This window comes from Streptomyces sp. NPDC094448, assembly GCF_044763775.1.
Classification (GTDB): domain Bacteria; phylum Actinomycetota; class Actinomycetes; order Streptomycetales; family Streptomycetaceae; genus Streptomyces.
This window is the reverse complement of record NZ_JBIWGU010000012.1, coordinates 186,958-211,328: the sequence shown is the minus strand read 5'-3', so window position 1 is coordinate 211,328 and position 24,371 is coordinate 186,958. Positions and strand designations below refer to the sequence as shown.

Annotated in this window: 15 protein-coding genes; 5 read left to right on the top strand and 10 right to left on the bottom strand. The window is 73.7% G+C overall.

From position 1 onward, the window contains the following. Positions 1–24: 24 nt before the first annotated feature. A complete protein-coding gene (locus ACIQ9E_RS23990; RefSeq protein WP_403710175.1) occupies positions 25–1,425 on the bottom strand; it encodes an isopeptide-forming domain-containing fimbrial protein in 1,401 nt (466 codons plus the stop codon). 658 nt (positions 1,426–2,083) lie between these two features. Here ACIQ9E_RS23990 and lysA point away from each other — a divergent pair. Together lysA and ACIQ9E_RS23980 are read left to right on the top strand one after the other, a co-directional pair. Continuing rightward, positions 2,084–3,436, top strand: a complete 1,353-nt coding sequence (lysA, locus tag ACIQ9E_RS23985) for a diaminopimelate decarboxylase (protein WP_403710173.1) — start codon at positions 2,084–2,086, stop codon at positions 3,434–3,436. A 28-nt stretch (positions 3,437–3,464) separates the two neighbouring features. Beyond that, positions 3,465–4,388 (top strand): LysR family transcriptional regulator, encoded by a 924-nt coding sequence (locus ACIQ9E_RS23980; protein ID WP_403710171.1) that lies wholly within the window; start codon positions 3,465–3,467, stop codon positions 4,386–4,388. A gap of 114 nt (positions 4,389–4,502) precedes the next feature. Here the strand turns inward: ACIQ9E_RS23980 and ACIQ9E_RS23975 are convergent, their stop codons facing one another. Genes ACIQ9E_RS23975 through ACIQ9E_RS23955 form a run of 5 tightly spaced genes read right to left on the bottom strand, consistent with a single transcriptional unit; the run spans position 4,503 to position 9,720 of the window. Next, positions 4,503–5,348 (bottom strand): serine hydrolase, encoded by an 846-nt coding sequence (locus tag ACIQ9E_RS23975; protein WP_403710169.1) that lies wholly within the window; start codon positions 5,346–5,348, stop codon positions 4,503–4,505. Continuing rightward, the gene (locus tag ACIQ9E_RS23970; protein WP_403710167.1) at positions 5,345–7,015 is read right to left on the bottom strand and encodes an amidohydrolase family protein; all 1,671 of its coding nucleotides are present in this window, start codon (positions 7,013–7,015) and stop codon (positions 5,345–5,347) included. The genes ACIQ9E_RS23975 and ACIQ9E_RS23970 overlap by 4 nt, the downstream gene beginning before the upstream one ends. Then, entirely contained in the window at positions 7,015–7,788 is a 774-nt protein-coding gene (locus ACIQ9E_RS23965; protein WP_403710165.1) for an amino acid ABC transporter ATP-binding protein, read from the bottom strand. The genes ACIQ9E_RS23970 and ACIQ9E_RS23965 overlap by 1 nt, the downstream gene beginning before the upstream one ends. Next, on the bottom strand, positions 7,785–8,723 hold the full coding sequence (locus ACIQ9E_RS23960) for an amino acid ABC transporter permease (RefSeq protein ID WP_403710163.1): 939 nt from the start codon (positions 8,721–8,723) through the stop codon (positions 7,785–7,787). The genes ACIQ9E_RS23965 and ACIQ9E_RS23960 overlap by 4 nt, the downstream gene beginning before the upstream one ends. Positions 8,724–8,775: 52 nt before the next feature. Continuing rightward, positions 8,776–9,720: an ABC transporter substrate-binding protein gene (locus ACIQ9E_RS23955; protein ID WP_403710161.1), complete on the bottom strand. Its 945-nt coding sequence runs from the start codon at positions 9,718–9,720 to the stop codon at positions 8,776–8,778. A gap of 323 nt (positions 9,721–10,043) precedes the next feature. On the opposite strand from ACIQ9E_RS23955, the gene ACIQ9E_RS23950 reads away from it, so the two are divergent. Together ACIQ9E_RS23950 and ACIQ9E_RS23945 are read left to right on the top strand one after the other, a co-directional pair. After that, complete coding sequence (locus ACIQ9E_RS23950; protein ID WP_403710159.1) at positions 10,044–10,298, top strand: DUF6059 family protein; 255 nt, start codon at positions 10,044–10,046, stop codon at positions 10,296–10,298. 168 nt (positions 10,299–10,466) lie between these two features. Beyond that, a complete protein-coding gene (locus ACIQ9E_RS23945) occupies positions 10,467–12,200 on the top strand; it encodes an NlpC/P60 family protein (protein ID WP_403710157.1) in 1,734 nt (577 codons plus the stop codon). A 123-nt stretch (positions 12,201–12,323) separates the two neighbouring features. On the opposite strand, the gene ACIQ9E_RS23940 is transcribed toward ACIQ9E_RS23945, so the two are convergent. Together ACIQ9E_RS23940 and ACIQ9E_RS23935 are read right to left on the bottom strand one after the other, a co-directional pair. Then, a complete protein-coding gene (locus ACIQ9E_RS23940) occupies positions 12,324–12,977 on the bottom strand; it encodes a response regulator (protein ID WP_403710155.1) in 654 nt (217 codons plus the stop codon). Continuing rightward, positions 12,974–14,206 (bottom strand): sensor histidine kinase, encoded by a 1,233-nt coding sequence (locus tag ACIQ9E_RS23935; RefSeq protein WP_403710153.1) that lies wholly within the window; start codon positions 14,204–14,206, stop codon positions 12,974–12,976. The genes ACIQ9E_RS23940 and ACIQ9E_RS23935 overlap by 4 nt, the downstream gene beginning before the upstream one ends. Positions 14,207–14,336: 130 nt before the next feature. On the opposite strand from ACIQ9E_RS23935, the gene ACIQ9E_RS23930 reads away from it, so the two are divergent. Then, entirely contained in the window at positions 14,337–15,260 is a 924-nt protein-coding gene (locus ACIQ9E_RS23930; RefSeq protein ID WP_403710151.1) for an SDR family NAD(P)-dependent oxidoreductase, read from the top strand. Positions 15,261–15,480: 220 nt separating this feature from the next. Here ACIQ9E_RS23930 and ACIQ9E_RS23925 read toward each other — a convergent pair whose 3' ends face one another. Then, positions 15,481–21,153, bottom strand: a complete 5,673-nt coding sequence (locus tag ACIQ9E_RS23925) for an amino acid adenylation domain-containing protein (protein WP_403710149.1) — start codon at positions 21,151–21,153, stop codon at positions 15,481–15,483. Next, positions 21,153–24,227, bottom strand: coding sequence for an amino acid adenylation domain-containing protein (locus ACIQ9E_RS23920; RefSeq protein WP_403710147.1), 3,075 nt, complete (start codon positions 24,225–24,227; stop codon positions 21,153–21,155). Before ACIQ9E_RS23920 ends, ACIQ9E_RS23925 begins: the two co-directional genes overlap by 1 nt. Between the last annotated feature and the right edge of the window lie 144 nt (positions 24,228–24,371).

Genomic DNA, 24,371 nt, shown 5'->3' with positions numbered 1-24,371 from the left:
GGCCCGGGGCGACGGCGGGCGGGACTACTCGCCCGAGGCGCAGGGGTCGCAGCAGGAGGGGGCAGGTTCGACGCAGACGGTGACGGAGTCGGTGTTGTCCGCGGGGCCGGGGTCCTTCTCCACGGCGGTGACCGCGGCGGTGTTCTCGACCGGTCCGGTCCTGGTGGCCTTGGCGCGGAGCACGAGGGTCGCCCGGGCGCCCTCGGCCAGCGTGCCCACGGCCCACTGCCCGGCGGCCGGGTCGTAGGTTCCCGTCGAAGCCTTGGCCGAGAGGAAGGCGAGACCCTCGGGGAGGCGGTCGGCGACGGTGACCCCGGTCGCCCCGTTCGGGCCGTGGTTCTGGACGGTGATCCGGTAGGTCACGGTCTGTCCGACGGTGACGGTGGTCGCGTCGGCAGCTTTGGTCACGGCCAGATCGGCGGCCGGTTTCACCTGGGTGAGCTGTTCGCCGGAGGTGGCGGTCAGCGGCTCCGGCTCGTTCCCCAACCGGTTCTCGTACGCCGCGGTGGCGGTGTTGGCGATCTGCTTGCCACCGGAGGCCCGGTCGATGACGACCCGGTACTCCACCGTCGTCCCGGCCGGGAGGGCGAGCGTATTGGGCAGACTGCCGCCCTGCGCCGCGGAGGCGCCGTTGCCGAGACGGAAGACGACTCTATTGGTCCCGGCGTCGTAGGAGCCCTGGTCGTCGCCCTGCGCATCGGTCTTGACGCCGGTGTTGGGCCCGGTCACGACACGCAGGGAACCCGGCAGATACGTCGTCCCGTCCGGGACGGTGTCGGTCAGCACGAGGTTCTCGGCGTCGCCGCCGCCCTCGTTCTTCGCGGTGATGCGGTAGGTGAGGGTGTCGCCCACCTCCAGTGGGCCCATGGGTACGGCGGACTTCTCCAGGACCAGATACGGCGCCGTCCCGAAGAAGATGCCGTCCAGGAAGTTGCCGATGCCCCGGTTGCCTCCGGCCGCCGAGATGGAACGGAAGGCGAAGCGTGTCAGGGTCTGGCCCGCCGGGACGGTGTACACGCCGTTGTAGCGTCCCCAGGCGGTGTTGCCGTCGGTGAAGCGCTGCTGTTCGACCGTGGCGCCCGGGGCACCGATGTCCAGTGCCATGGTGTCCCTGCCCTGCCGGCCGCGATGGTACAGCCGCCAGTACAGCTTGGTGCCCGGCGAGGTGGGCAGGTCCTGGTAGAGCGTGGAGACCTCGTTGGCGTTGAGTTCGGCGAACTGGGCACCGTCGGCCGACGGAACGCCCTGGAAACCCGAATGCCAGATTTCGATCATGTGGTCGGAGGCCGTGGTGAGCCAGCCCGGGACCCGCCCGGACACCTGGGTCTGCGAGGCGTCCGGCAGAAACGCCATATCGGTGACGACGGGACTCTCGAAGCTGCCGTTGACCAGGGCGACACGGAGCGGAGCGGAAGGTGTGGTCATGGTTCTCCCCCTTCGATTCGGCGCTGTCGGAAGGCACCGCCGGCGGACCGCACCAGGGGTGCGCCACAACGGAGCCGCAACGGTGAGTAGCGAAACGCACCCGCGCCGGTACGTAAAGTGACGAAGAGTTGGCTTTGGTCAACCTTGAGCCAGAGGTTTGCCCCGGGTGGCACCGGAGACTCCGCCCCGGCTCCGCCCTTCGGGCCGGGCCCCGATCGCCTCGCTCGCCCCACGGGTACCCCCGCGCGCAGCGGACCCTCCCCGTCCCGGCCGAAAGCTTTCGGCGCCCTTCCGTCTCTCACCCCCTCCAGGGGTGAATCGGATGCGAACAGGTTGACGCCGCAAGGGTGTCCGGCAGCCGTCCCGGCCGGTCCCGCGCTGCTCCGCGCACACGGTGGCCGGGTCCGGCGCCACCGGATCGGGACGGGTGTACGAGTGTTCCCCGATCCGGTGGCGGGAATCCGGCTGTGAACCGGCTGTGAACCGGCTGTGAACCGGCTGTGATCCGGTGGCGATCCCGCGGCGATCCCGTGGTGATCCGGCCGTGCGGGCCCGGCCCGAGCCACATGTTTCCCGATGCTCACCCCCGGAAGAATCCGCTTTTGCCGCCCCCGGCCAGGGCTGAGGATGAAAGAGAGTCCGATCATGGGGAGGAACCATGTCAACCGCCGTCTCCCCGGACCTGCTGCCGCTCACCGCGACGGACGGCCCCTCCGGGCTGGCCGTCGGAGGTGTACCGCTCGTCGAGCTGGGACGCAGGTTCGGGACGCCGTTGTTCGTGTACGACGAGGAGCATCTGCGCCGGCGGTGCCGGGAGGCGGTCGCCGCTTTCGGTGCCGGGAACGTCGCCTACGCCTCCAAAGCCTTTCTCTGCACGGCGATGGCCCGCCTCGCCCATGAAGAGGGGCTGCTGCTGGACGTCGCCTCCGGAGGAGAGCTGCGGGTCGCCCTGCACGCGGGCGTACCCGGCGACCGCATCGTGCTCCACGGCAACAACAAGGACGACCGCGAACTCCTCGCCGCGGCCGCCGCCGGCGTCCGGCACACCGTCGTCGACAGCTTCGACGAGATGGACCGCATCGAACGCCTCCACGCGACCGCCGGGCTCGCCCCCCTCCCGGTCGTACTGCGGATCGCCCCGGGCGTCGCCGCGGGCGGCCACCGGTCGATCCGCACCGGCGGTACCGACTCCAAGTTCGGGTTCGGACTCGCCGGAGGCACCGCGGCAGCCGCCGTCGACCGCGCCCGGAACTCCGCGGCGATGGTCCTGGAAGGCATCCACGCCCATGTGGGCTCCCAGGTGCTGGACGCGGCCGAGCTGGCCGACGGCGCCGCGGCCACCGCCCGGTTCGCCGCCGAGACCGGGGTCCGCGGACTCACCGTCGGCGGCGGACTCGGCGTCGCCTACGAGGCCGGACAGCGGGTACCGGAGTTCGCCGACTGGGCCGCCCGGGTACGCACCGCCGCCCGGGACGCGGGCTGGCGGGGCGAACTCACCGTCGAACCCGGCCGGTCCATCACCGCCCGCGCCGGACTCACCCTCTACCGCGTCGGCACGGTCAAACGGATCGAAGGCGTCCGGACCTATGTGAGCGTCGACGGCGGAATGAGCGACAACCTCCGCCCCGCCCTGTACTCCAGCCGCTACGAGGCCTTCCTGCCCCGCACCCCTTACGCTCCGCGCCCGCTCCGGGCCCGCTTGGTGGGCAAGCACTGCGAGAGCGGCGACGTGATCATCGACGATGCGGCGCTCCCCGCCGATCTGCGGGTCTCCGATCTGCTCGCCACACCGGTCACCGGCGCCTACGGCTACGCCATGGCCTCCAACTACAACAAACTGCCCCGCCCCGCCGTCGTCTTCGTCCGCGACGGCGAGGCCCGGCTGGTGGTGCGCCGCGAGACCGAGGACGACCTGCTGCGCCTGGACGTCACCGAACCGGCCGTCACCGAACCGGCGGCGGAGACCCGGCGGGCGGACCTGGTCACGGCCCGCCGCCCGGCCACCGCCTGAACCGGAAGAAAGGGCTTAACCTGGCGCGATGCTGAACAGTGGCCGTCTGCTCGTCCTTCTGGAGATCGCCCGCCGGGGCACCATCGTGGCGGCCGCCGAGGCACTGCACCTCAGTCCGTCGGCGGTCTCCCACCAGCTCGCCAAGCTGGAGCAGGAGGTGGGGGTCGCGCTCGTGGAACGCGCCCCGCAGAGCCTCAGGCTGACCTCCGCCGGACGGAGACTGGCCGAGCACGCCCAGGCCGTCGCCGATCTGATGGCCGTGGCCCAGGACGATCTGCGCGGCCACTCCCTCGGCGAGGCCGGGATCCTGCGGGTCGGCTTCTTCGCCTCCGCGGGCCTGGACCTGCTGCCCCGGGCCCTCTCCGGGTTCGCCGGCGGCCGCCCCCATGTGGAGCTGGAGCTGATCCTCGGCCAGCCGCACGAACTGGTGCCCGATCTGGAGGCCGGACGGCTGGACGCCGTGGTCGTTTTCGAACACCCCCTCGACCCGTGGTGCCGGCAGGCACCGGTCGACGTGGAGATGTTCTTCGACGAACCCCAGTTGATCGTGGTGCCGCTGCGGCACCGCCTCGGACGGCGGTCCGCCGTCCGGCTGGCGGCGCTGGAGGGCGAGAGCTGGATCGGCACCCGGGGCGGCCGCAGCGGCGAACCCGTACTGGAACGGGCCTGCGCCGTCGAGGGCTTTCTGCCGCGGGTCCGCTGCCGCAGCGACCACTACCAGGTGACCATCAACCTCGCGCGGGCCGGTATGGGCATCGCCCTGGTGCCCGCACTGGGCCTCGGCGACACGGCCGGTGTCCACGTCCTGCGCCTCGACCACCCCCAGTTGCACCGCCGGATCGGCGTGGCGACCCGGCGGACCAACGAGAACCCCCTGCTGCGGGCTTTCCTGACGGATCTGCGATCGGCCGCCGAGGAGGTCGGGGCGCTGTTGGGCGCGCAGTGGACCTGACCGTCCCCACCGGCCGCCGACCCCCGTACACACCACGGCAGCGGCGGCCGCGTCCGACGTGGAGAGAGGGCCCCGGACCATCGTCCGGGGCCCTCTGCAAAGGCCGGTACCGGGTCAGCGCCCGCCCGGGCCCGCGGCATAGTCCGCGAGGGTGCGGCCGACGTCCCGGATGGCGCGTACCGCGGCCCGCTCCGTACTGGCGCCCAGCGCCGTGTCCCAGTGCGCCACCACCGCGTACGCCACCCGGCGCTCCCCGATGAAGACGCCCGCGTCGCTGCGGACCCCTGGGTCTGTACCGGTCTTGTTGGCCAGCAGCAGCCCACCGGGCAGCGGATCGGGGAAGCAGGCCGCGTACGGGTCGTGGGAGACCAGCGCGGGGGCCAGGGTGTGGTCCGTGTTCGACCGCATCCAGCTCAGCAGCCGCCGGGACGCGCCGGGGGAGACCAGGCTGCCCCGGGCGGCGTGGGCGACGAGTTCGGCGAGCGCGCGGGCGGTGCCGGTGGCGAAGACCGGCGGATCACCGGGTCCGCGGATGTCACGGACCCGGTCGTGGACGGTCAGCGCCCCCAGGGACAGGCTCCGGGCCAGCCGGGCCGTCGACTCCGGCCCCACCAGCCCCAGCAGGGCGTTCGTCGCGGTGTTGTCGCTGACGGAGGCGGTCAGCCAGCACAGGTCCTCGACCGTCCAGTCGCGTCGGCTCAGCCGGACCAGCAGCCCGGTGCCGTGCACCACGTCGTCCTCCGTCACGGCGACGGTCGCCGCGGGGTCCTGTTCGCCGGAGTCCAGCCTGCGGGCCACCTCCGCGAGGAGCAGCAGTTTGGCGGCGGACGCGACGGGCAGGACGGCCGTGTCGTCGACACCGGTGCTGCTGCCGTCGTCCACGTCGATCGCGGCGACGGCGAGGACCAGCGGAAGCGCGGCGGCGCTGCGGGCTGCCGCGGCCACTCGGGCCAGCGTCACGGCACCCTCACCACCCTTCCGGCGCGCTCGTCGGTCGGACGGCCCTCGCGGACCGCGATCCGGCCGTCGACCACGACCGTACCGATGCCCTCGGGCGCCAGCAGCGGCCGGTCGAACGTCGCCCGGTCCCGTACCGCTTCCGGGTCGAGGACGACCAGGTCCGCACGGGCCCCGTCGGCGATCGTGCCGCGCCCGGTGAGCCCGAACCGGCGGGCGGGCAGGCCGGTCATCTTGTGGACGGCGGCCTCCGGTGAAAGGAGGCCCTCGTCCCGCGCGTAATGCCCGAGGACCCGGGTGAAGCTGCCGGCCCAGCGCGGATGCGGGCGGCCCGGTTTGGGCACCCCGTCCGAACCGATCATGGACAGGGGACTGGTGAGCACCCGGCGGACGTCGTCCTCCCGCATGGAGTGGCTGATGATGGTCACTTCCCCCTGCTCGGCGAGGAGCAGATCGCAGACGAACTCCACCGCGTCGACGCCGTTCGCGGTCGCCAGATCGGCGATCCGGTGGCCCTCGGCCGCCGGATGGCGCCGGGCGGCGGCGACGGTGATCAGATCCCAGCCGCCGTTGCCGACGGTGTTCTCCCAGCCGTCGACGCCCCGCGCGATGGAGGTACGGATCCGGTCGCGCACCTCGGGACGGGGCAGCCGGTCCAGCAGGGCCCCGATCCCGCCCTCGTTCGCCCACGGGGGCAGCAGGGCGTGGAGGACGGTGCTGCCCGCCGTATAGGGGTAGACGTCGCACAGCACGTCCACCCCCTCGGCGCGGGCCCGCTCCAGTACCGGCAGGGTCCGCACGGTGGCGCCCCAGGCATGGCGCCCCGCCGTCTTGTGGTGCGAGATCTGGAGCGGCGCGCCGGAGCGGCGGGCGATCTCCAGGGCCTCCTCCAGCGCGGTCTCCACCTGCGCCATCTCATCGCGCAGATGGGTGACGTACGGTTTGCGGTGCCGGGCGGCGACCTCGGCGAGTGCCACGAGTTCACCGGTGGAGGCATAACCGCCGGGCGGATAGATCAGCCCGCTGGAGAGCCCGGCCGCGCCCCGGGCGAGGGCCCGGTCGAGGAGCCGGCACATGGCGCCCAGTTCGTCGGCGCGGGCCGGCCGGTCCTCGAAGCCCATGACCCCGGCGCGCAGGGTGCCGTGTCCCACGAGGGACGCGATATGGGTACGGCGCAGCGCGGGGTCCTGTCCGGCGGCGAAACCGTCGAAGTCCTCGGCGGGCGGTACGGCTCCGAGGCCGAAGACGACCCGTACATGGTCGGCGAGCCCGGCCAGCCGCTCCGGGAGCGCCGGGAAGAGGCTGCTGCCGCAGTTCCCGGCGATCTCGGTGGTGACGCCCTGGAGGAGCGGCGCGAGGCGCAGCTCCTCCACCGCGTCGCCGTCCCGGCCGGCGTCGCCGCAGGCGGCCAGCGCGTCGGAGTGGGTGTGCACGTCGATGAATCCGGGGGCGACGATCCGCCCGCCGGCGTCGACGGTTTCGGCGGCGCGGTGGCGTCCGTCCGGCGGCAGTACGGTGATCCGCCCGCCGTCGACGGCGATATCGGCCCGCCGGCGCGGTGCGCCGGTCCCGTCGACCACGGTGCCGCCGCGGATCAGCAGTTCGTAGGAGTGCCGCCCGGCGGTCGCCGGGGCGGGGCGCTCTGCCGGTACGGCTCCGGGGCCGCCCATCACAGCACCGTCGACAGGAAGGCCCGGGTACGGTCCTGCTGCGGGTCGCCGAAGAACCGGTCGGGGCTGCCCTCCTCGACGGCCGCACCCTGGTCCAGGAAGAGGACCCGGTCGGCGACTTCCCGCGCGAAGCCCATCTCGTGGGTCACCACGATCATGGTCATTCCGCTGCGGGCCAGATCACGCATGACGCCCAGGACTTCGCCGACGAGTTCGGGGTCGAGCGCCGATGTGGGTTCGTCGAAGAGCATCAGGGTGGGCTCCATGGCGAGGGCGCGGGCGATGGCGACGCGCTGCTGCTGCCCGCCCGACAGCTGCGCCGGATAGTGGTCGGCGCGGTCCGCGAGCCCGACCCGGTCGAGCAGCTCCCGGGCCCGGCGCTCGGCCTCCGCCCGGGGGCTGCCCTTGACCACCAGCGGGCCCTCCATGACGTTCTGCACCGCCGTGCGGTGCGGGAAGAGGTGGAAGCGCTGGAAGACCATGCCGATCCGCTCCCGCTGCTGCCGGATCTCCCGCGGCCGCCGCTCGCGCAGCACCTCGGTGGAGGTGCCGTGCGGTTCGTAGCCGACGAGTTCGCCGTCGACCCAGATCCGGCCGGCGTCGATTTTCTCCAGATGGTTGAAGCAGCGCAGCAGGGTCGACTTGCCGGAGCCGGAGGGGCCGATGACACAGAGCACCTCACCGGTCGTGACATCGAGGTCGATGCCCTTCAGCACCTCGGTGTCGCCGAACCGCTTCCGTACGCCGCGGGCCTTGAGGACGATGTCGTTCACGCGGGGGCTCCCTTGCCGGTGCGGCCGGGCACGAGCTGGGTCAGGACCCTCCGGCGCAGCGGTGCGGCGCCGGGGTTGTAGCGCCGTTCGACGAAGTGCTGGGCGACGCTGGCGACCGTGGTGAGGACGAGGTACCAGATGGACGCCACCATCAGCAGGGCGATGACCTCGAAGTTCGCCAGATACAGATGCTGGGAGACGGTCATCAGATCGGAACCGGCGATCACCGAGACCAGGGAGGTGGTCTTGAGCATGGAGATGAACTGGTTGCCGAAGGGCGGGATGATCACGCGCATCGCCTGGGGGAGGACGACCCGGGTGAGGATCTGCCGGTTCGACATGCCGATCGACTCGCCGGCCTCCCGCTGACCCGGGTCGACGCTCTGGATCCCGGCCCGCACGATCTCCGCCATATAGGCGCCCTCGTTGATGGAGAGACCGAGGAGGGCCGCGACGAAGCCCGTGATGACCGCATTGGTCTGCCATTCCACGAGCTTCGGGCCGTCGAAGGGGATACCGATGCCGATGACCGGGAACAGCAGCGCCAGATTGAACCAGAAGATGAGCTGGACCAGCAGCGGGGTACCCCGGAAGAACCAGGTGTAGGCGCCCGCGACGGTCCGGAGCACCGGGCTCTCGGAGAGCTGCATCACGGCGATGAGCACCCCGATGGCGATACCGACCACCATCGAGATCAGTGTGAGCTGGACCGTCACCCACAGGCCCTTGAGGACACGGTCGTCGAACTGGTAGTCGACGACGACGTCCCAGTGGAGATGGGGGTTGACGATGACGGTGTACGCCAGCCACACCGCGAAGAACACGGTGGCGAGTACGGCCAGCCAGCGCGCGGGCCGGGGCCGCCGGGTCACCCGGAGGGCGAGGCCGCCGGAGGTGCCGGCCGGGGTGCCGGGGTCTTCCGGACGTGGTGCCAACGGTATTGAAGAATCGTTTTTTCCGAGCTGGGTCATATCCGGTTTCCCCGTCTCACGTACCGTCGTTGACGGTCGCCTTCGGTACGGCGCTGCCGCCGACCCCGTAGGAGTCGAGGACCTTCCGGTAACCGCCGTCGTCGATCAGGTCCTGGAGCGCCCGCTGCACGGCGTCGCGCAGACCGGAGCGGTCCTTGCCGACCGCGATGCCCCAGGGAGCCGTGCCGTACTGCTCCGGGAGCGCCTCGTACACCCCCTTCTCCTTCACGAACATCGCGGCGACGGGGTAGTCGACGATGGTGGCGACGGCCCGGCCGCTGTCGATCTGGAGCAGCCCCGTCGGGGCGTCCTCGCTCTGCGAGATCCGCATCTTCTTGCCGCAACGGGTGTTCTGCTCCTGGCCGATGGCGAGGTTGGAACTGCCCTTGGCGAGGACCACGGCCTTGCCGCAGAGGTCCTCCAGCGTGGTGATGCCCTCCGGATTGCCCTTCTTCGTCATGATGACGCCGCCGGTGCGGAAGTAGTCGACGAAGTCCACCGCCTTGCGGCGCTCGGGACTGTCGGTCATCGACGACATCACCAGGTCGAAGCGGCCCGACTTCAGCCCGGGGATCAGCCCGTCGAAGGCGGCGTTCGTCAGTTCCAGCCGCAGACCGAGACGGTCCGCGACGGCACGCGCCAGATCGGGGTCGACCCCGGTCAGCTCGGTGGTGCCCGGCTTGTACATCTCCATGGGCGGATAGCCGACGGCGGTGGCGACCCGCAGCACGCCCTTCTTCTTCACATCGGACGGCAGCAGTTCGGTGGCGCTCTTGCCCGCCGCGGCCGGTGCCGGCCCGTCCGAGGTCCCGCCCTGGTCCGAACGTCCGCAGGAGACGGTCACCAGGGCGGCGAGGGCCAGGGCGACGAAGGAACCGGCACGTCTCCGGAACGGTCGTACCGGCTGCTCCGGCTGCCCGGTCCGTGCTCTCCGCGCTGTCAGTGCTGTCTGTGCTGCCATCGGGGGTTTCTCCTGTTTGTGCGTGTTTCTTCCTGAGGTGATGACGTGCGCAGATGCTGACAGCCGGACGGCGGGGAGCGGAAGATGATGAAGCCATTCGCGGCTGAGCATCGGATTTGGTACGGCTCGCGACCGTGCCCCGCGCCCGTCCGGCCGGGCGCCCGTCCGGGCACGACCGGCCTCCCGTCCGGGTCCGGCCCGGTCGCTCCGCGGGGCGGGCCGCTCGCCCCGGACGCGCTTCAGTCGTGCTGAAGCACTGGCCAAGTGGGGTACCCGGTGGTATTCCTGCCCCGCCGGACCCCGACCAGCGAACGAGGTGAGCGATGACCGGCAGACTCCGTCGCACCGCCCGCGGCTGCCTCGTCCCGCTGCGCTTCGTCTACCGTGCGCTGTCGCTCTACGGGCGCATCTGGGCACCCGTACCCCCGGTCCTCCCGGAGCACCCGGCGGACGGGCCCGCCGAACCGAGCACCCCTCCGGGACACCCGGAACGCGTCTGCGACCCCGCCCCGTGCACCGCCGTCGAGGCCGCCATCGCCCGGCAGCTCGACGAGATCTTCCGGGGGTACGCCGACTGACCACCCCGCCCGCCGCCGACTGCCGCCCCCGCCGCCCGCCCGCGCCGCCGGACCGTACCGTACGGCCGCGGTGAACGCCGCCCCGATCCCCGCCCCGATCCCCGCCCCCCGGGATCATCACCGCGAGAAGAGGGCGACAGCGTTCCCGGCTCTCGGCGATCATCGGGTATGACCAGACCATCGGGCCCTTCCCGCCGTTCGCTGATAGCCGCAGTCGGCGCCGGAACGCTGCTCACAAGTGCCGGTGCCCGGACCGCCGTCGCCGTACCGGCCCCGCAATCCGCCGCCGCGCCCGTCGAGGACACGGTTGGCAGTTCCCGTACCTCCGTCGCCGTCGCCGCCCACGACCCCGCGGTCTACACCCGGGCCGCCCTCGGCCCGCTCACCGTCACCCCCCTGAGCGGGACGCCCGGCCGGACCGAGGTCGCCTTCGGGGACGAACCGCTCGCCGTCCTCACCCATGGCTGCCGCACGGTCGTGCTCACCGGCCCCGAGCGGACCTTCCGCGAGGACAAGCGGGCCTTCGACGACACCTTCCGGCGGACCGTCGCACCGGGCAACTGGGGCCTGTCGCCCGGCGGCGGCGCCTGGGACACCGCCAACGGCACCACGGGCGACTACGAGGTCGCGCCCGGGGCCGGGATCGTCCGTATCCCGGCGACCAGTTCCGTGAGCCGCCACGCCACGCTCAAGGACGAACAGGTCGCCGACCTCGACGCCGTCATCACCGGGCGTTTCGCCCAGGACCCCTCCGACGCGGCCCGCTCCTTCGCCCTCACCTTCGGTTACACGGGCCCGGCCGACCACTGCCGGGCCCGGCTCTCCTTCGCCGTCGGCGGCGCCGTCACCCTCCATCTGGAGAAGGCCGTCAGCGCCACCTCCGTGACCCAGCTTGCTCCCTCCGCGCCCGTTGCGACCGGCAATCCGGCGGGCTCCTCGTGGTGCATCCGGGTCAGCCGCACCGGCGGACGCGTCCAGGCCCGTGCCTGGCGGGCCGACCTCACCGAAGGCACCGCCTGGCAGACCACCGCCGAGAACCAGCCGCCCGCCCCGGGCCGGATCGGGGTCCGCGCCGCCGCCGACAGCACGGCCCTCGCCGCCGAACTGCGCATCTCCCGGGTCCGGATCCACACCGCCACCTGGGCCGTACCGGTCACCGTGGTCCACCGGTCCTGGGTCCGGGTGCTCCCCGAACCCTTCAACGGGACCTGGACCGCGGCGGTGGAGCAGTGGATCCGCGGCTGGCTGGGGTCGACCGCACCCGACGCCCTCTCCTACGGCTTCCAGTTCCTGCCCGGCGCGCCCCGGGTCGCCTCGTACCGCTCCGGACCACCGGAGCACGGCGCCCCCGTGCTCGGCGAATCCGACTACGGGCCGCCCCTCGCCGGCGGCGCGCGCCAGGAAGGCGCCGACTTCCACGAATACATGGGCGTCGACTGGACCTTCGCCCGGGTTCCGACGGGCTCCCTGACGAAGACGGCCGAACCCCGCTTCCTCGGCGCCCTGGACTGCTCCGGCTACATCCGGATGGTCTACGGCTACCATCTGGGCGTCCCGCTCGCCCACGAGAGCGACGACACGTCGCCCGGGCTGCTGCCCCGGACCGCGAAGAACCAGGCCGCCAGGGCCCCGGGCACCCGGATCGCCCACTCCGCCTCGGCACCCCCGCCGCTGACCGCGCTCCAGGTCGGCGATCTCGTGTTCTTCGACGCGGAGGGCGACCCGGCGGACGATATCGACCACGTCGGGATCCATCTGGGCCGCGACACCGCCGGTGTACCGAGGTTCCTCTCCAGTCGCAAGACGCCCAACGGGCCGACCGCGGCGGATCTCGGCGGCGATTCCACGCTGACCGGCACCGGCACCTACGCGACGACGCTCCGGACGGTGCACCGCCTCTGAACGCCCGCTCCACGGTATCCGCGGGCGGCGGCCCCGGTCCGGTCGCCGCCGCCCGCGGATACGGGGGAGCGGGCTGGAGCCGTACGCAACGCGCTGCCCGGCTCCGGCGCGGGAGCGCGGGTGTCAGTCCGGGACGACGCCGCTGTGCACGGCGAGGATCGCGAGCCTGATGCGATTGGACCGGCCCGTCTTCGCCATCAGGCTCGCCACATGCGTCTTCACGGTGGTCACGCCGAGATGCAGCCGGTCGGCGATCTCCTTGTTGGACAGCCCCGCCCCGATCAGCCCGAGCACCTCCCGCTCCCGCCCGGTGACTCCCGCGAGCGGCCGGGACGAGGCCGGACCGGAGGACACCGGGGCCCTCACCGCCCGGTCGACGAGCCGGGCCAGGGCGTCCCGGCTGAACGGGGCCTCCCCGCGCGCCGCCCGGCGCACGGCGTCCAGGATCTCGCCCGGCGGGGTGTCCTTGACCAGGAAACCGCAGGCACCGGCCGCCAGCGCCGGATACAGATGCTCGTCGTCGTCGAAGGTGGTGAGCGCCACGATCCGCGCACCCGGACGGTCCGCGAGAATCCGGCGGGTGGCGGTGATGCCGTCCGTACCCGGCATCCGCAGGTCCATCAGGATCACGTCGGGCGCGAGCCCGGCGGCCAGCCGCACCGCTTCCGCACCGCCCGGCGCCTCCCCCGACAGCTCGATGTCGGGGGACTGTTCGAACAGCATCCGCAGCCCCATCCGCACCAACTGCTGGTCGTCGGCGACCAGGACCCGGATCACGGCCGGGGCTCCGGCACCGGTGCCGCGACGGGCAGTACGGCGGTGAGCCGCCAGCCCCGGTCCGTCCCGGGCCCCGCGTCCAGCGTGCCGCCGAGCAGCGCCACCCGCTCCCGCATACCGATCAGACCGTGACCGCCGCCCGCACCGCCCGGGTCCGGGGCCGCCGGTTCCGGCCGGCCGTCTCCGCCGTCGTCCCGGAGCGTCAGCCGCACGGTTCCCCCGTCCACCCGTACCGCCAGCTCGGCCTGCGCCGAAGGGCCCGCGTGCCGCGCGACGTTCGCCAGCCCCTCCTGGACCAGCCGCAGCACGGCCAGGGCCCGGACCGCGTCCAGCCCCGCCACGGCGGGATCCACCGACGCCGTCACGGCGGGACCCGCCCGCCCGGTCCGGGCCACGACCGCCGCCAGCACCGCGGGCAGGGCCCCGTCCGAGACCAGCGAAGCCGTCCCCGGCTCCGCCCCGCCGGGGGCCCGCAACACGGCTACGAGCCTCCGCAGATCGGCCAGCGCCGCCCGGCCGGAGCTGTGCAGATCATCGAGTACGCCGCTGATCCGCGGGTCCGTGACCGCATCGCCGCCGGGGCCCGCCGCCGTGGCCGTGACGACATGCCGCGCCACCCCCACGCGGAGCACCATCGACGACACATGATGGGCCACGAGATCGTGCAGCTCCCGGGCGATGGCCGCGCGCTCCGCCGCCCGGGCGGCCGCGGTCTCCTGCTCCGCCCGCAGCGCCCGCCGTGCCGCCTGCTCCCGCGCGTGCGCCGCGGCCTCCCGGGACATCCGGACGTAGGACCCCAGGAAGAGCGGCAGTCCGGCGACCAACGCGGCCTTGAAGAGCACCGGCGCCAGACCGCCCGGCAGATCCCCGAACCGGTTCAGTACGACGGCGAGCGCCAGCGCCCCGCAGCCCACCGAGGGTGCCCGCCCCCGCCCGCGTACCGCCACCTCGAACAGGGTGACCACGGCCAGCACCTTCAGCGAGGGGACGATTCCCGAACCCGCCGAGTGCGCCGCCACCAGCAGCGCCGACTGCGCCACCAGCACGGTCAGGGCCCACCGCCACCCGGCCAGGCAGAGCAGCAGCCCCACCGCCGCCAGTGCCCGGTCACCGGCCTCCGCCGGCTGTCGCACCAGCACGAAGTCGGTGGCCGAAGCGGCCGTGTACACCAGGGCGCGCACACCACGGCGGCGGTCGTCGAACACCAGGTCGGTCCAGGGCCGGTTCACCGCTCCACGATAGGGCCGTGACCGGGCGCCGCGGCTCCTGCCGCGGGAGGAGGCCGGATCCTCCTTCCGGCCGCAGGATCCGCCCCGGGGCAGGATCCGCGGACCGCGCCGCACCGCGAGGGTGGGCACCATGGAGAAGCACAGCAGCGCACATCCCGGCCGCCGAACCCTGCTCGGCACGGCCGCCGCCCTCGGTATCGCAGGGGTCACCGCAACCGGTGCCCATGCGGCCGGACCGGACCCGAAGCCCGCCCCGGACCGGCGGTTCCGCGGCAGTTCGGTCCTCATCACCGGAGGCACCTCGGGCATTGGCCGCGCGACGGCGATCGCCTTCGCCGCCGCCGGGGCGTCCGTCGGATTCTGCGGCCGCCGCACCGACGCCGGCCGCCGGGTCGAACGCGAGATCACCGATGCCGGGGGAGAGGCCTTCTACGTCCGGGCCGACGTCCGCAGCGCCGAGGAGACACAGGACTTCACGGACCGGGTCGCCGCCCGCTACGGCGGCATCGACATCGCTTTCAACAACGCGGGGATCGGTGGCAGCCGACTCCTCCACGAGCTGACCGTCCAGGAGTGGGACGACCTCCAGGACACCAATGTGCGAGGGGTGTTCCTCGCCCTCAAATACCAGATACCGCACATGCTCCGGGCGGGCCGCGGTGTGATCGTCTGCACCTCGTCGGTGGCCGCCGAACGCGGCCGCCCCGACGGCGCCGCCTACGCCGCGAGCAAACGGGCCATCGAGAGCCTGGTGAAGTGCGCGGCCCTGGCGTACGGGCCGAAGGGCATCAGGATCAACGCCCTGCTGCCCGGCCCCACCGATACCGCCATGGTCCGTCCGCCGGGCATTCCCGACGCCGAGTGGGCCCGTCTGAAGGCGGCCTTCGGTCCGCTGAACGTGGAGGGACTCCAGCGGATGGCGGAGCCCGAGGAGATCGCCCGCTCCGTACTCGGGCTGGCCTCCCCGGACTTCCCCTATATGACGGGCGCCTCGGTCGCGGTGGACGGCGGCGTCAGCGCGGGCCGCAAGCTGATCATCCCCACCGGGCCCTGACCCCACCGGGCCCTGACCCCACCGGGCCCTGACCCCACCGGGCCCTGACCCCACCGGGCCCTGACCCCACCGGGCCCTGACACGACCGGGCCCTGACACGACCGGGGAGTGCCGCCTCGGCACGGATACCGGCCGGGCCGGACCGCCGGCCCGGACACCACCGGTGCCGACCGGACGGCCGCTGCCCCGCCACGGGGGACGGGACGGCGGCCGCCGTCGCTCAGCTCGCCTTCGTCAGCGCGTCCGCGGCGACCGGCCGGTCCGCCGGACGGCCCCGCCCGTCCGACGTCAGCGCCGCCAGCCCCACCAGATCGTCCGCCTGGGCGTCCGGGACGTCCCGGTCGAAGCCCGACAGCGCCCGGAACCGCAGCGACACCGCCCCGAGGAGCAGGATCCCGGCGGCGAGCAGCAGATACAGCAGCCCGATACCCCGCCCGTCGCCCGTGCCGAGCACCGCGCCCACCGTTCCGGCGAGCGCGCCGTCGTCCGCCATCAGCGGCTCCAGATACGCGGTCCCCAGCGGGGCGATCAGCAGGAAGCCCACCGGCAGCGTCGACCAGGCCACCAGCTGGTTCAGGGCCATCACCCGGCCGTGGAACCGCTGCGGGACCTTCACCTGAACAATCGTCAGATAGATGCCGTTGAGCAGCGACAGCGACGCCGACATGCCGAACACCCCGGCGCCCACCACGAGCAGATCGGGCCGCAGCCCCGTCAGCGCGGAGAACAGCGCCAGGACCGGGATCACCAGCAGCATGCCGCGCATCCTGCGGTGCCGCGGACCGCCCCAGACACCCATCGCCAGACCGCCGACGACCGCACCGACCCCGCCCGCCAGCGAGACCGTCGCCACCGAACCCAGGCTGGAGAAGCCGAGGACGAGCGGCGACACGAGCTGGAACAGCACCGGCAGGAAGAGGTTGAGGACGGCGAAGAAGACCAGCATCGCCCGGAACCCGCGCTGCCCGGTCACCAGCCGGAATCCGGCCACGATCTCCTGCCGGAGCGTTTCGCGCCGCCGCGCGCCCAGCGTCCGCGGGAACCGTACGGTACCCAGGACCAGTGCCGCGATCGCATAGCTGACGACGTCGAGCAGCAGCACCCCGCCGAGTCCGATCGCGGCCAGCAGACCGACCGCCGCCAGCGGGGCGACGACCTGCGCGATGCCGCCGGAGATCTGGACGACGCCGTTGGCATGGCCCAGATACCGCTTGGGCACGAGCTGCGGGATCGCGGACTGGAACGCCAGCCGCTGTCCCGTCAGGGAGACCGACAGCAGGGCCATCAGCACCCCGACGTGCCAGGCCCGCAACTCGCCCAGCGCATAGAGCAGGGCGAGCACCGCCTCCGTCGTACCGGAGACCGCCGTGCACACCAGCATCACCCGGCGCCGGTCGATCCGGTCCACCAGACTGCCCAGGACCGGCGCGGCCAGCAGTCCGGGCACGATCCCCAGCACCGCGAAGAGCCCGAACCAGGCCACCGAGTCCGTCGACAGGAAGATCCACAGCGGCAGTGCGAACTCCGTCAGAGCCGAACCCGTCTGCGACACCATCTGCGACGCCGCGACCGCGACGAACCGCCGGGTGTCCCGACGGGTCCGGGACACCGCCCCGGACTCCGGCTCCGGGCCGGGCTCCGCCTGTTCGCGGTGCACCCCGTCCAGCCACCAGGTGGCGCCATCCGGCCGGTCCTGCCTGCCGAGGCGCGCCGGCTCCTCACCGGCGACCGCGGGATGGACGGAGGTGACGATCTCGGCCAGCTCGGCCGCCCGGTGCTTGAGGAAGTAGTGACCGCCCTCGTCCAGGACGGCCACGGCCGTCGTCGTCCCGAGGAAGCCCCACTCCCGGAACCGCTCCCGGTGGAACTCGGTCCCCGGGTCGGCGGATCCGATCACCGACACCACCGGCGTCGGCAGTCCGTCGGCCGGGGCCGCCAGCCGCTCCGTGAAGTACGCCTCCGCCGCCCGCGAGTCCGCGCGGACGTTCGCCACGATCGTCGCCAGCTGCTCGGGCTCCAGACCCTCCAGATCGGCGCCCATGGAGCGCAGCCAGTTCAGATGGAGCCGGCCGCTGCGCCGCCGGTCCAGCCAGGAGGACCGGGACAGCAGACCGAGCAGCCCCTCCGTAGGCCGGGCGAACGGGAAGATCCCGCCCAGATAGACGGCCGCGGGTTCCCGTCCCGCGGCGGCCAGCAGCCGGGCCAGCTCCACGGCGAGGGCCGCGCCCACTCCGCAGTGCCCGTACACCGCGACCGGCCCCGGCACCCCGGCCAGCACCTCCTCCGCGCATTTCCGGGCCACCTCCTCCAGTGGCAGCGACTCCTCCGACATGCCCAGATCGTGGCCGGGGACAGCGACCGCGTGCAGGGCGACACCGGGCGGCAGGGCGTCCGCGAGCGGCTGGTACACGACGGCACTGCCACCGCCGTACGGCAGACACACCAGCGACAGGGTGACCGCGTCCGCGGACTGCCGGGGGGTCAGTTCGTGCAGCAGCCTGCGCGGCCCCCGCTCCTCGTCCGACCGGTCCGCCAGAGCGGCGAGAGCGGCGGGCGTACGCTCCTGGAAGACGTCCATCAGCGTGATCTGCGCCTCGCCGCCGAGCGCCCGCCGCAGCGCCGCCACCATCCGCATCGCCAGCAGGGAGTGGCCGCCGAGATCGAAGAAGTCGTCGTGGACCCCGACCCGTTCCAGGCCGAGCAGCTCGGCCCAGACGGCGGTCACTGCCTCCTCCGCCGGGGTGCGGGGCGCCGTGTACTCAGCGCCCTCACCCGCTCCCGGCGCCCCCGGTTCGGGCAGCGCCCGCCGGTCCACCTTGCCGTGGGCCTGCCGCGGCAGCTCCGGCAGGACGACGAAGCGCGACGGGATCAGATAGTCCGGCAGCCGCCGCGCCAGCAGCGCCCGCAGCTCCGCGACCGGCGGCGGCGCGGTGCCGTCGGCGGGCACCAGATAGCCCACGAGCACCGGCTCACCGGCGGGTCCCCGGGCCGCCGCCACGGCCTCCGCGGTTCCGGGGAGCTGCCGGAGATGGGCCTCCACCTCGCCGAGTTCGACCCGGTAGCCCCGGATCTTGACCTGGTCGTCGCCGCGGCCGAGGAATTCGACGGTGCCGTCGGGCCGGTGCCGGGCGAGGTCCCCGGTCCGGTACATCCGGGGTTCCTCCCGGGACCCGTCGGCGAAGGGGTCGGGCCGGAACCGTTCGGCGGTCAGCTCCGGCAGCCCGAGATAGCCCCGGGCCAGCCGGTCGCCGCCGATCCACAGCTCCCCGGTCACCCCGGGCGGCACCGGCTCGCCGCAGGAGTCCAGCAGATACACCCGGGCCCCCGGCATCGGGCGCCCGATCGGCGTGGTGGGGCCTTCGGCGGGCTGCTCGGGATCGACCAGCAGGGTGGTGACGCCGACGGTCGCCTCGGTGGGCCCGTAGTGGTTGACCACCCGGCAGCCGGTCCGCGCCGCCGTCGCGGCCAGCGCACGGCTCCACTCCCAGCCCGACGCCTCCCCGCCGAGGATCAGCAGCCGGCGCGGCAGCAGCAGCCCCGGATCGTCCACCTCGGCCGTGAGCGCCGCCAGATGGGACGGCGTCAGCTTCACACAGTCGATCCGCTCGGCGGCGAGATACCCGGCCAGCTCGGGACCCGGGGTGCGCGGCGCCAGCAGATGCAGGGCGCCGCCCGTGGTCAGCGACAGATAGAGCGTCGTCAGACCGAAGTCGAAGGCCAGCGACTGGAGCAGGGCGTAGCGTGCCCCGTCCCCGAGACCCGCCTCGGCGAACCGCTGCCGCACACCGGCCAGATAGGTCAGCACCTGACGGTGCTGGACCGCGACCCCCTTGGGCCGGCCCGTGGACCCGGAGGTGTAGATGACATACGCCAGATCGTCCGGACCGGCTCCTCCCTCGGGCGGACCGGCGGCCGCGGCCGCCTGTTCCGCCGCCAGTTCGTCCAGAAGGAGTACGGGGGCGTCCGCCCCGGCCAGCAGCTCCCGGTGGGCCGTGGTCGTCAGCAGGACGACGGGCGCCGAATCGGTCAGCATGTGCCCGAGGCGTTCGGCGGGCTGCTCCGGGTCCAGCGGCACGTACGCCGCCCCCGACTTCAGCACGGCCAGCAGCGCGACGGCCTGGTCGAGCCCCTGGTCGAGACAGACGCCGACCAGGGCGCCGGGCCGCGCCCCGGCGGCCCGCAGCACCTGCGCCAGCCGGTTCGCGCGCCCGTCGAGCGCGGCATAGTCCAGCGTCCGGCCCAAGTGCACCAGCGCGGTCGCCCCGGGGGTACGGGCGGCCTGCGCGGCGACGGCATCGGCGAGGGTCGCCGCGACCGGGACCGCGCTGCCGCTGTCGTTCCACTCGTACAGCACCCGGTGGCGCTCCTCGGGCGACAGCATGCCGAGCGTGCCCGCGGGGGCGGACGGATCGGCCGCGGCCCCGGACAGGATCCGCTGCCAGTGCCCCGCGAGCCGGGCGACGGTGTCCGCGTCCCACAGATCGGTGCGGTAGGTGAGGAACGCTTCGAGGCCCTCCTCGGTCTCGGTGCAGTACAGACCCAGGTCCAGATGGACACCGCTGCCCTCGAAGGGGAACGTCCGCCACTGGACGTCCCGCGGCCGGACGGTCTGCGCCCGGTGGTTCTGGAGCGCGAAGGACACCTGGTAGAGGGGCGGCCTGCTGACGTCCCGCGGCAGGTCGAGGGCCTCCACCAGCTTCTCGAACGGCGTGTCCTGGTGCTGCTGGGCCCCGAGGGCCGCACTCCGGACCCGGGACAGGACGGTCGCGAAGTCCGGCAGGGCGTCCGGCCCCTCGCCCGAGGAGGCACTGGTCGCTTCCGCCGTACCGCTGCCGCTCAGCTCGGCCCGCATCGGCAGGACCGTGCTGAACAGGCCGATCAGCCCCTCCGTCTCCGCCGCCGGACGGCCCGCGAACGGAGTGCCCACGGCGAAGTCCCGCTGCCCCGACCACCGTCCGAGGACGATCTGGAAGGCGGCGAGCAGCGTCATGTAGAGCGTCGCCCCCCGGTCCCGGGACAGGGCCCGCGCCGCCTCGTGGACCGCAGGGTCGACCCGGAAGGCGTAGGTCGCCCCCCGCGGACCCGGTACCGCCGGGCGCGGCCGGTCCGTGGGCAGCTCCAGAGGCGCCACCCCGGTCATCGCCTCGCACCAGTAGCGCAGCCCCGCGGCGGCCCCGGGCCGCTCCTGCCGCTCCCGCTGCCAGTGCGCGTAGTCGCCGTACCCGACGGGCAGCGGCGGCAGCACGGGCCGCTGACCGGACGTCAGTGCCTGGTAGCCGGAGAGGAGTTCGTCGAGGAGGATCCCCGCGGACCAGCCGTCGCCGGTGAGATGGTGCTGGCACACCACCAGCACATGGTCGTCGTCGGCGAGCCGCAGCAGCAGGGCCCGGACCAGCGGCCCCTCCTCGACGGCGAACGGCCGGTCGACCTCCGCCTCCACCGCCGCCCGGGCGGCGGACTCCCGTTCCCCGGACGGCAGACCGCTCAGGTCCCGGGTCTCCCAGGGCACGGCGAACTCCTCCGCCGGGACGGTCGCCACCCGCGGCGTCCCGTCCTCGTCCGCCGGATAGGCGCTCCGCAGCACCGGATGCCGTACGGTCACCAGCCGCAGCGCCTCGGCCAGCGCCCCCGGCTCCAGCGGGCCGGTCAGCCGCCCGGCGGTGGGCAGCACATAGGCGGCGGTCCCGGGTGTGAGCTGCTCCACGAACCAGAGCCGCTCCTGAGCGGGCGAGAGCGGTACGGGCACACCGGCCGGCAGCGGGGCGACGGCCGGGGGCCGATCGGCCGCCGCGGGCCGCTCGCGCAGCTTCCGGGCGAGCAGGGCGCGCTGCTCGGGGCTGAGGACCCGGCGCGGCCGGTCCACGGTCAGCGGGGCGTTGTTCTCGCGTTCCATCACTGCTCCCCCGCGAGGAGTTCGACGGTGACGGCGTCGGCGATCGCGGCGACCGTCGGCTCCTCGTAGAACACGTGGAGCGGCACCTCGGCGCCGATCCGGTCACGGATCCTGGCGGCCACCCGGGTGATGGTCAGCGAGTGCGCGCCGAGGTCGAAGACATCGTCGTCGAGTCCGATCGACGGCAGCCCGAGCACCTCGCACCAGACGGCGGCGACCTCGGTGGTGATCTCGTCCCAGGGTTCGTCGGACCCGGCTCCGGCCGCCCCGTCCCCGGGTGTTTCGCGGACGGGTTCGGGCAGGGCCCGCCGGTCGGTCTTCCCGTTGGGCGTCAGCGGCAGCGCGGGCAGCGCGTGTACGGCCCCGGGCAGCATGGCGTCCGGCAGGGTGAGGGCGAGGAAGGCCCGCAGCTCCGACGGGGTGGGAACGGGAACACCCGGCCGCCACACCGGGTAGACGGCGAGCACCTGCCCGCCCGGGTCGTCGGCGGCGCCGCGGACGGCAGCGGCGGCCGCGGCCACCGCCGGATGCTCCTGGACCCTGGTCTCGACCTCGCCCAGCTCGATACGGTGGCCGCGCAGTTTGACCTGGTCGTCGATCCGGCCCAGGCAGAGCAGGGTGCCGTCCGGCCGGATCCGGGCCAGATCGCCCGTGCGGTACAGCCGCAGACCGGTGACCGGATCGGTGACGAAACGCGCGGCGGTCAGCTCCGGACGGCCGCGATAGCCGCGGGCCAGCCCCGCCCCGCCGATCGCCAGTTCGCCGGTGGTCCCGTGCGGTACGGGGTGTCCGCCCGGCCCCAGCACCAGCACGGCCGTCCCGGCGATGGGCTTCCCCACCGTCACCGCGGTGGGCCCGGCGGGTACTTCGGCGGCGGTGGACCAGATGGTGGTCTCGGTCGGCCCGTACACGTTCCACAGCCGTCCGACCCGCTCGCGCAGCGCGCGGGCGAGAGGCAGCGGCAGGGCCTCGCCTCCGCTGAGCGCGGTGAGCCCCGGCGCGGTGAGTCCGGCGTCGAGCATCAGCCGCCAGCTCGACGGGGTGGCCTGGAGATGGGTGACCCCGTACTGCCCGGCCAGTCCGGTCAGCGCCCGGCCGTCGCGGGTCTGCTCCTCGCCGGCGACCACCACCCGGCCGCCGGTGATCAGCGGCAGCAGCAGCTCCAGCGCCGAGATGTCGAAGGAGAGAGAGGTGACGGCGAGCCAGACGTCACCGGGGGCCGAATCCAGCAGATCGCGGAAGGCCAGCAGCAGATGGGCCAGCGCGCCGTGCGGCACCTCGACGCCCTTGGGGCGGCCGGTGGAGCCCGAGGTGTAGATGAGATAGGCGAGGTCGGCGGGGGCCGGGGCGGCGACCGGGGAGACCTCGGCCGCAGGCGTGGTGAAGAGGTCGTCGAGCAGCAGGGTCCGGCCGTGTCCGGCGACCCGGTCCGCCGTCCGCCGCTGTGCCAGGGCGAGGGGAGCGCCGGCGTCCCCGAGCACGAAGGCCACCCGGTCCGCCGGATACGACGGGTCGACCGGAAGATGGGCGCCCCCGGCCCACTGGACGGCGAGTACGGCGGCCACCGCCTCGGCCGACCGTTCGGCGCAGACGGCCACCACCGTGCCCGGCCCCACCCCGGCTGCCGTCAGCCGGGCGGCGAGCCCGCCGACCGCCGCCGCCAGCTCCGCATAGGTGATGTCGCGGCCGTCGGCGGAGAGCGCGATCCGGTCCCGGTGCGCGGCGAAGGCGCCGGCCAGCAGCGCGGGCAGGGTGGCCCCGGCCGCGTCGGCGGCGGGCACGGGGCCGTGCAGCGGCGCCGATTCGGACTCGTCCAGGAACGGCAGATCGGCCAGCGGGGTTCCGGGCGCCGCCGCGACCGCGGCGAGCAGCCTCCGCAGATGGTCCGCGATCCGCTCGGCGGCGGCGGGGGACAGCAGGTCCGTACGGTGCATCAGGAGGACCCCGAAGCGGTCGGGACCGTCCAGCAGATGGAGCCGGAAGGCGCCCCGGGCCGTGCCGGGGAACAGCACCCAGTCGATGGTGCTGCGCACCCCGGCGAAGCCGACCGGTGCGATCCGGCGGCGGTAGGTGACGGTGACCGGTGCGGCCGTCACCGCGGGCCGCGCCGACCGGACCGCGCGGGCCAGGGGTACGGCCCGGTGCGGAGAGCAGGCCCGTACCTCGGCCCGTACCGTACGGGCGAACTCACCGAACGGGAGGGCCGGGTCCGGGGCGGTGACCACCGGCAGCTCGTTGGCGTACATCCCGATCCGGCCGGTGTCGTCCGGACCCCGGGTGCCCAGGCCGACGGCGGTGGCCGGGCGCTCGTTGCCGTACCGCAGCAGCAGGGTCTGGACGGCCGTCAGCAGCAGTTCGAAGAAGGTGACGCCGAGCTTCTCGGCGGTGACGGCCAGTTCGGCGCGGAGCTGCGGGTCGAGGTCGAAGGCGGCCGCCGCGCCCGGCCCGACCCCGTCCTGGGAGCCGTCGCGGGCCCCTTCGGCCAGTCCGGGCAGGGCGACGGCCGGAGCGGGCAGCGGCCGGTCCGACCAGTGGGCGGTCGCCGCGGCGAGCTGCGCCTCACCGAGGCCGGCGGGGGCGGCGGCGGGCGCGGGCAGCGGTTCGGGTACCGGACCGGCGCCGGTGCGGTGGGCGTAGGCGGCGGACAGATCGCCGAGGAGGAGGTCCGTGGAGGTGCCGTCGAAGACCAGGTGATGCGCCACCACCAGCAGGGTCGCGCTCCGGTCGCCGGTGCGCAGCAGCACGAACCGGGCCGGGGGACCGGCCTGGAGGTCGAACGGCGCCGCGCACTCCGCGGCCAGCTCGGCCGCCGTCCGCCCCGGATCGCACCGGCGGACGGCGAGTTCGGGTATCGGTCCGGGCACCAGGACGGGCACCCCGTCCTCGTCGCGAACGGTCTGCGACAGCGCCGGATGCCGGGCCGTGAGATCGGCTACGGCGGCGGCGAGCGCCGGAATGTCGAGGGAGCCTTCGAAGCGCACGGCGAACGGCATGTGGTGGATGGCGCCGAGGGGCGCCAGCCGCTCGTTGATCCAGAGGCCGTGCTGGGCGGGTCTGACGGGAATGCTGGTCACGGGGGGTCCTTGGACTGGTCGGGAGAATCGGTCGGTGGGGGACGGTGCCTGGGCGGGGCGGGAGAGGCCCCTCGGCGGTCGGAGCCCGGCGCAGGCCGGGAGGACGGTCGGGAAAGGGCGGTCCGGCAGCGCGGAAGCGGCCGT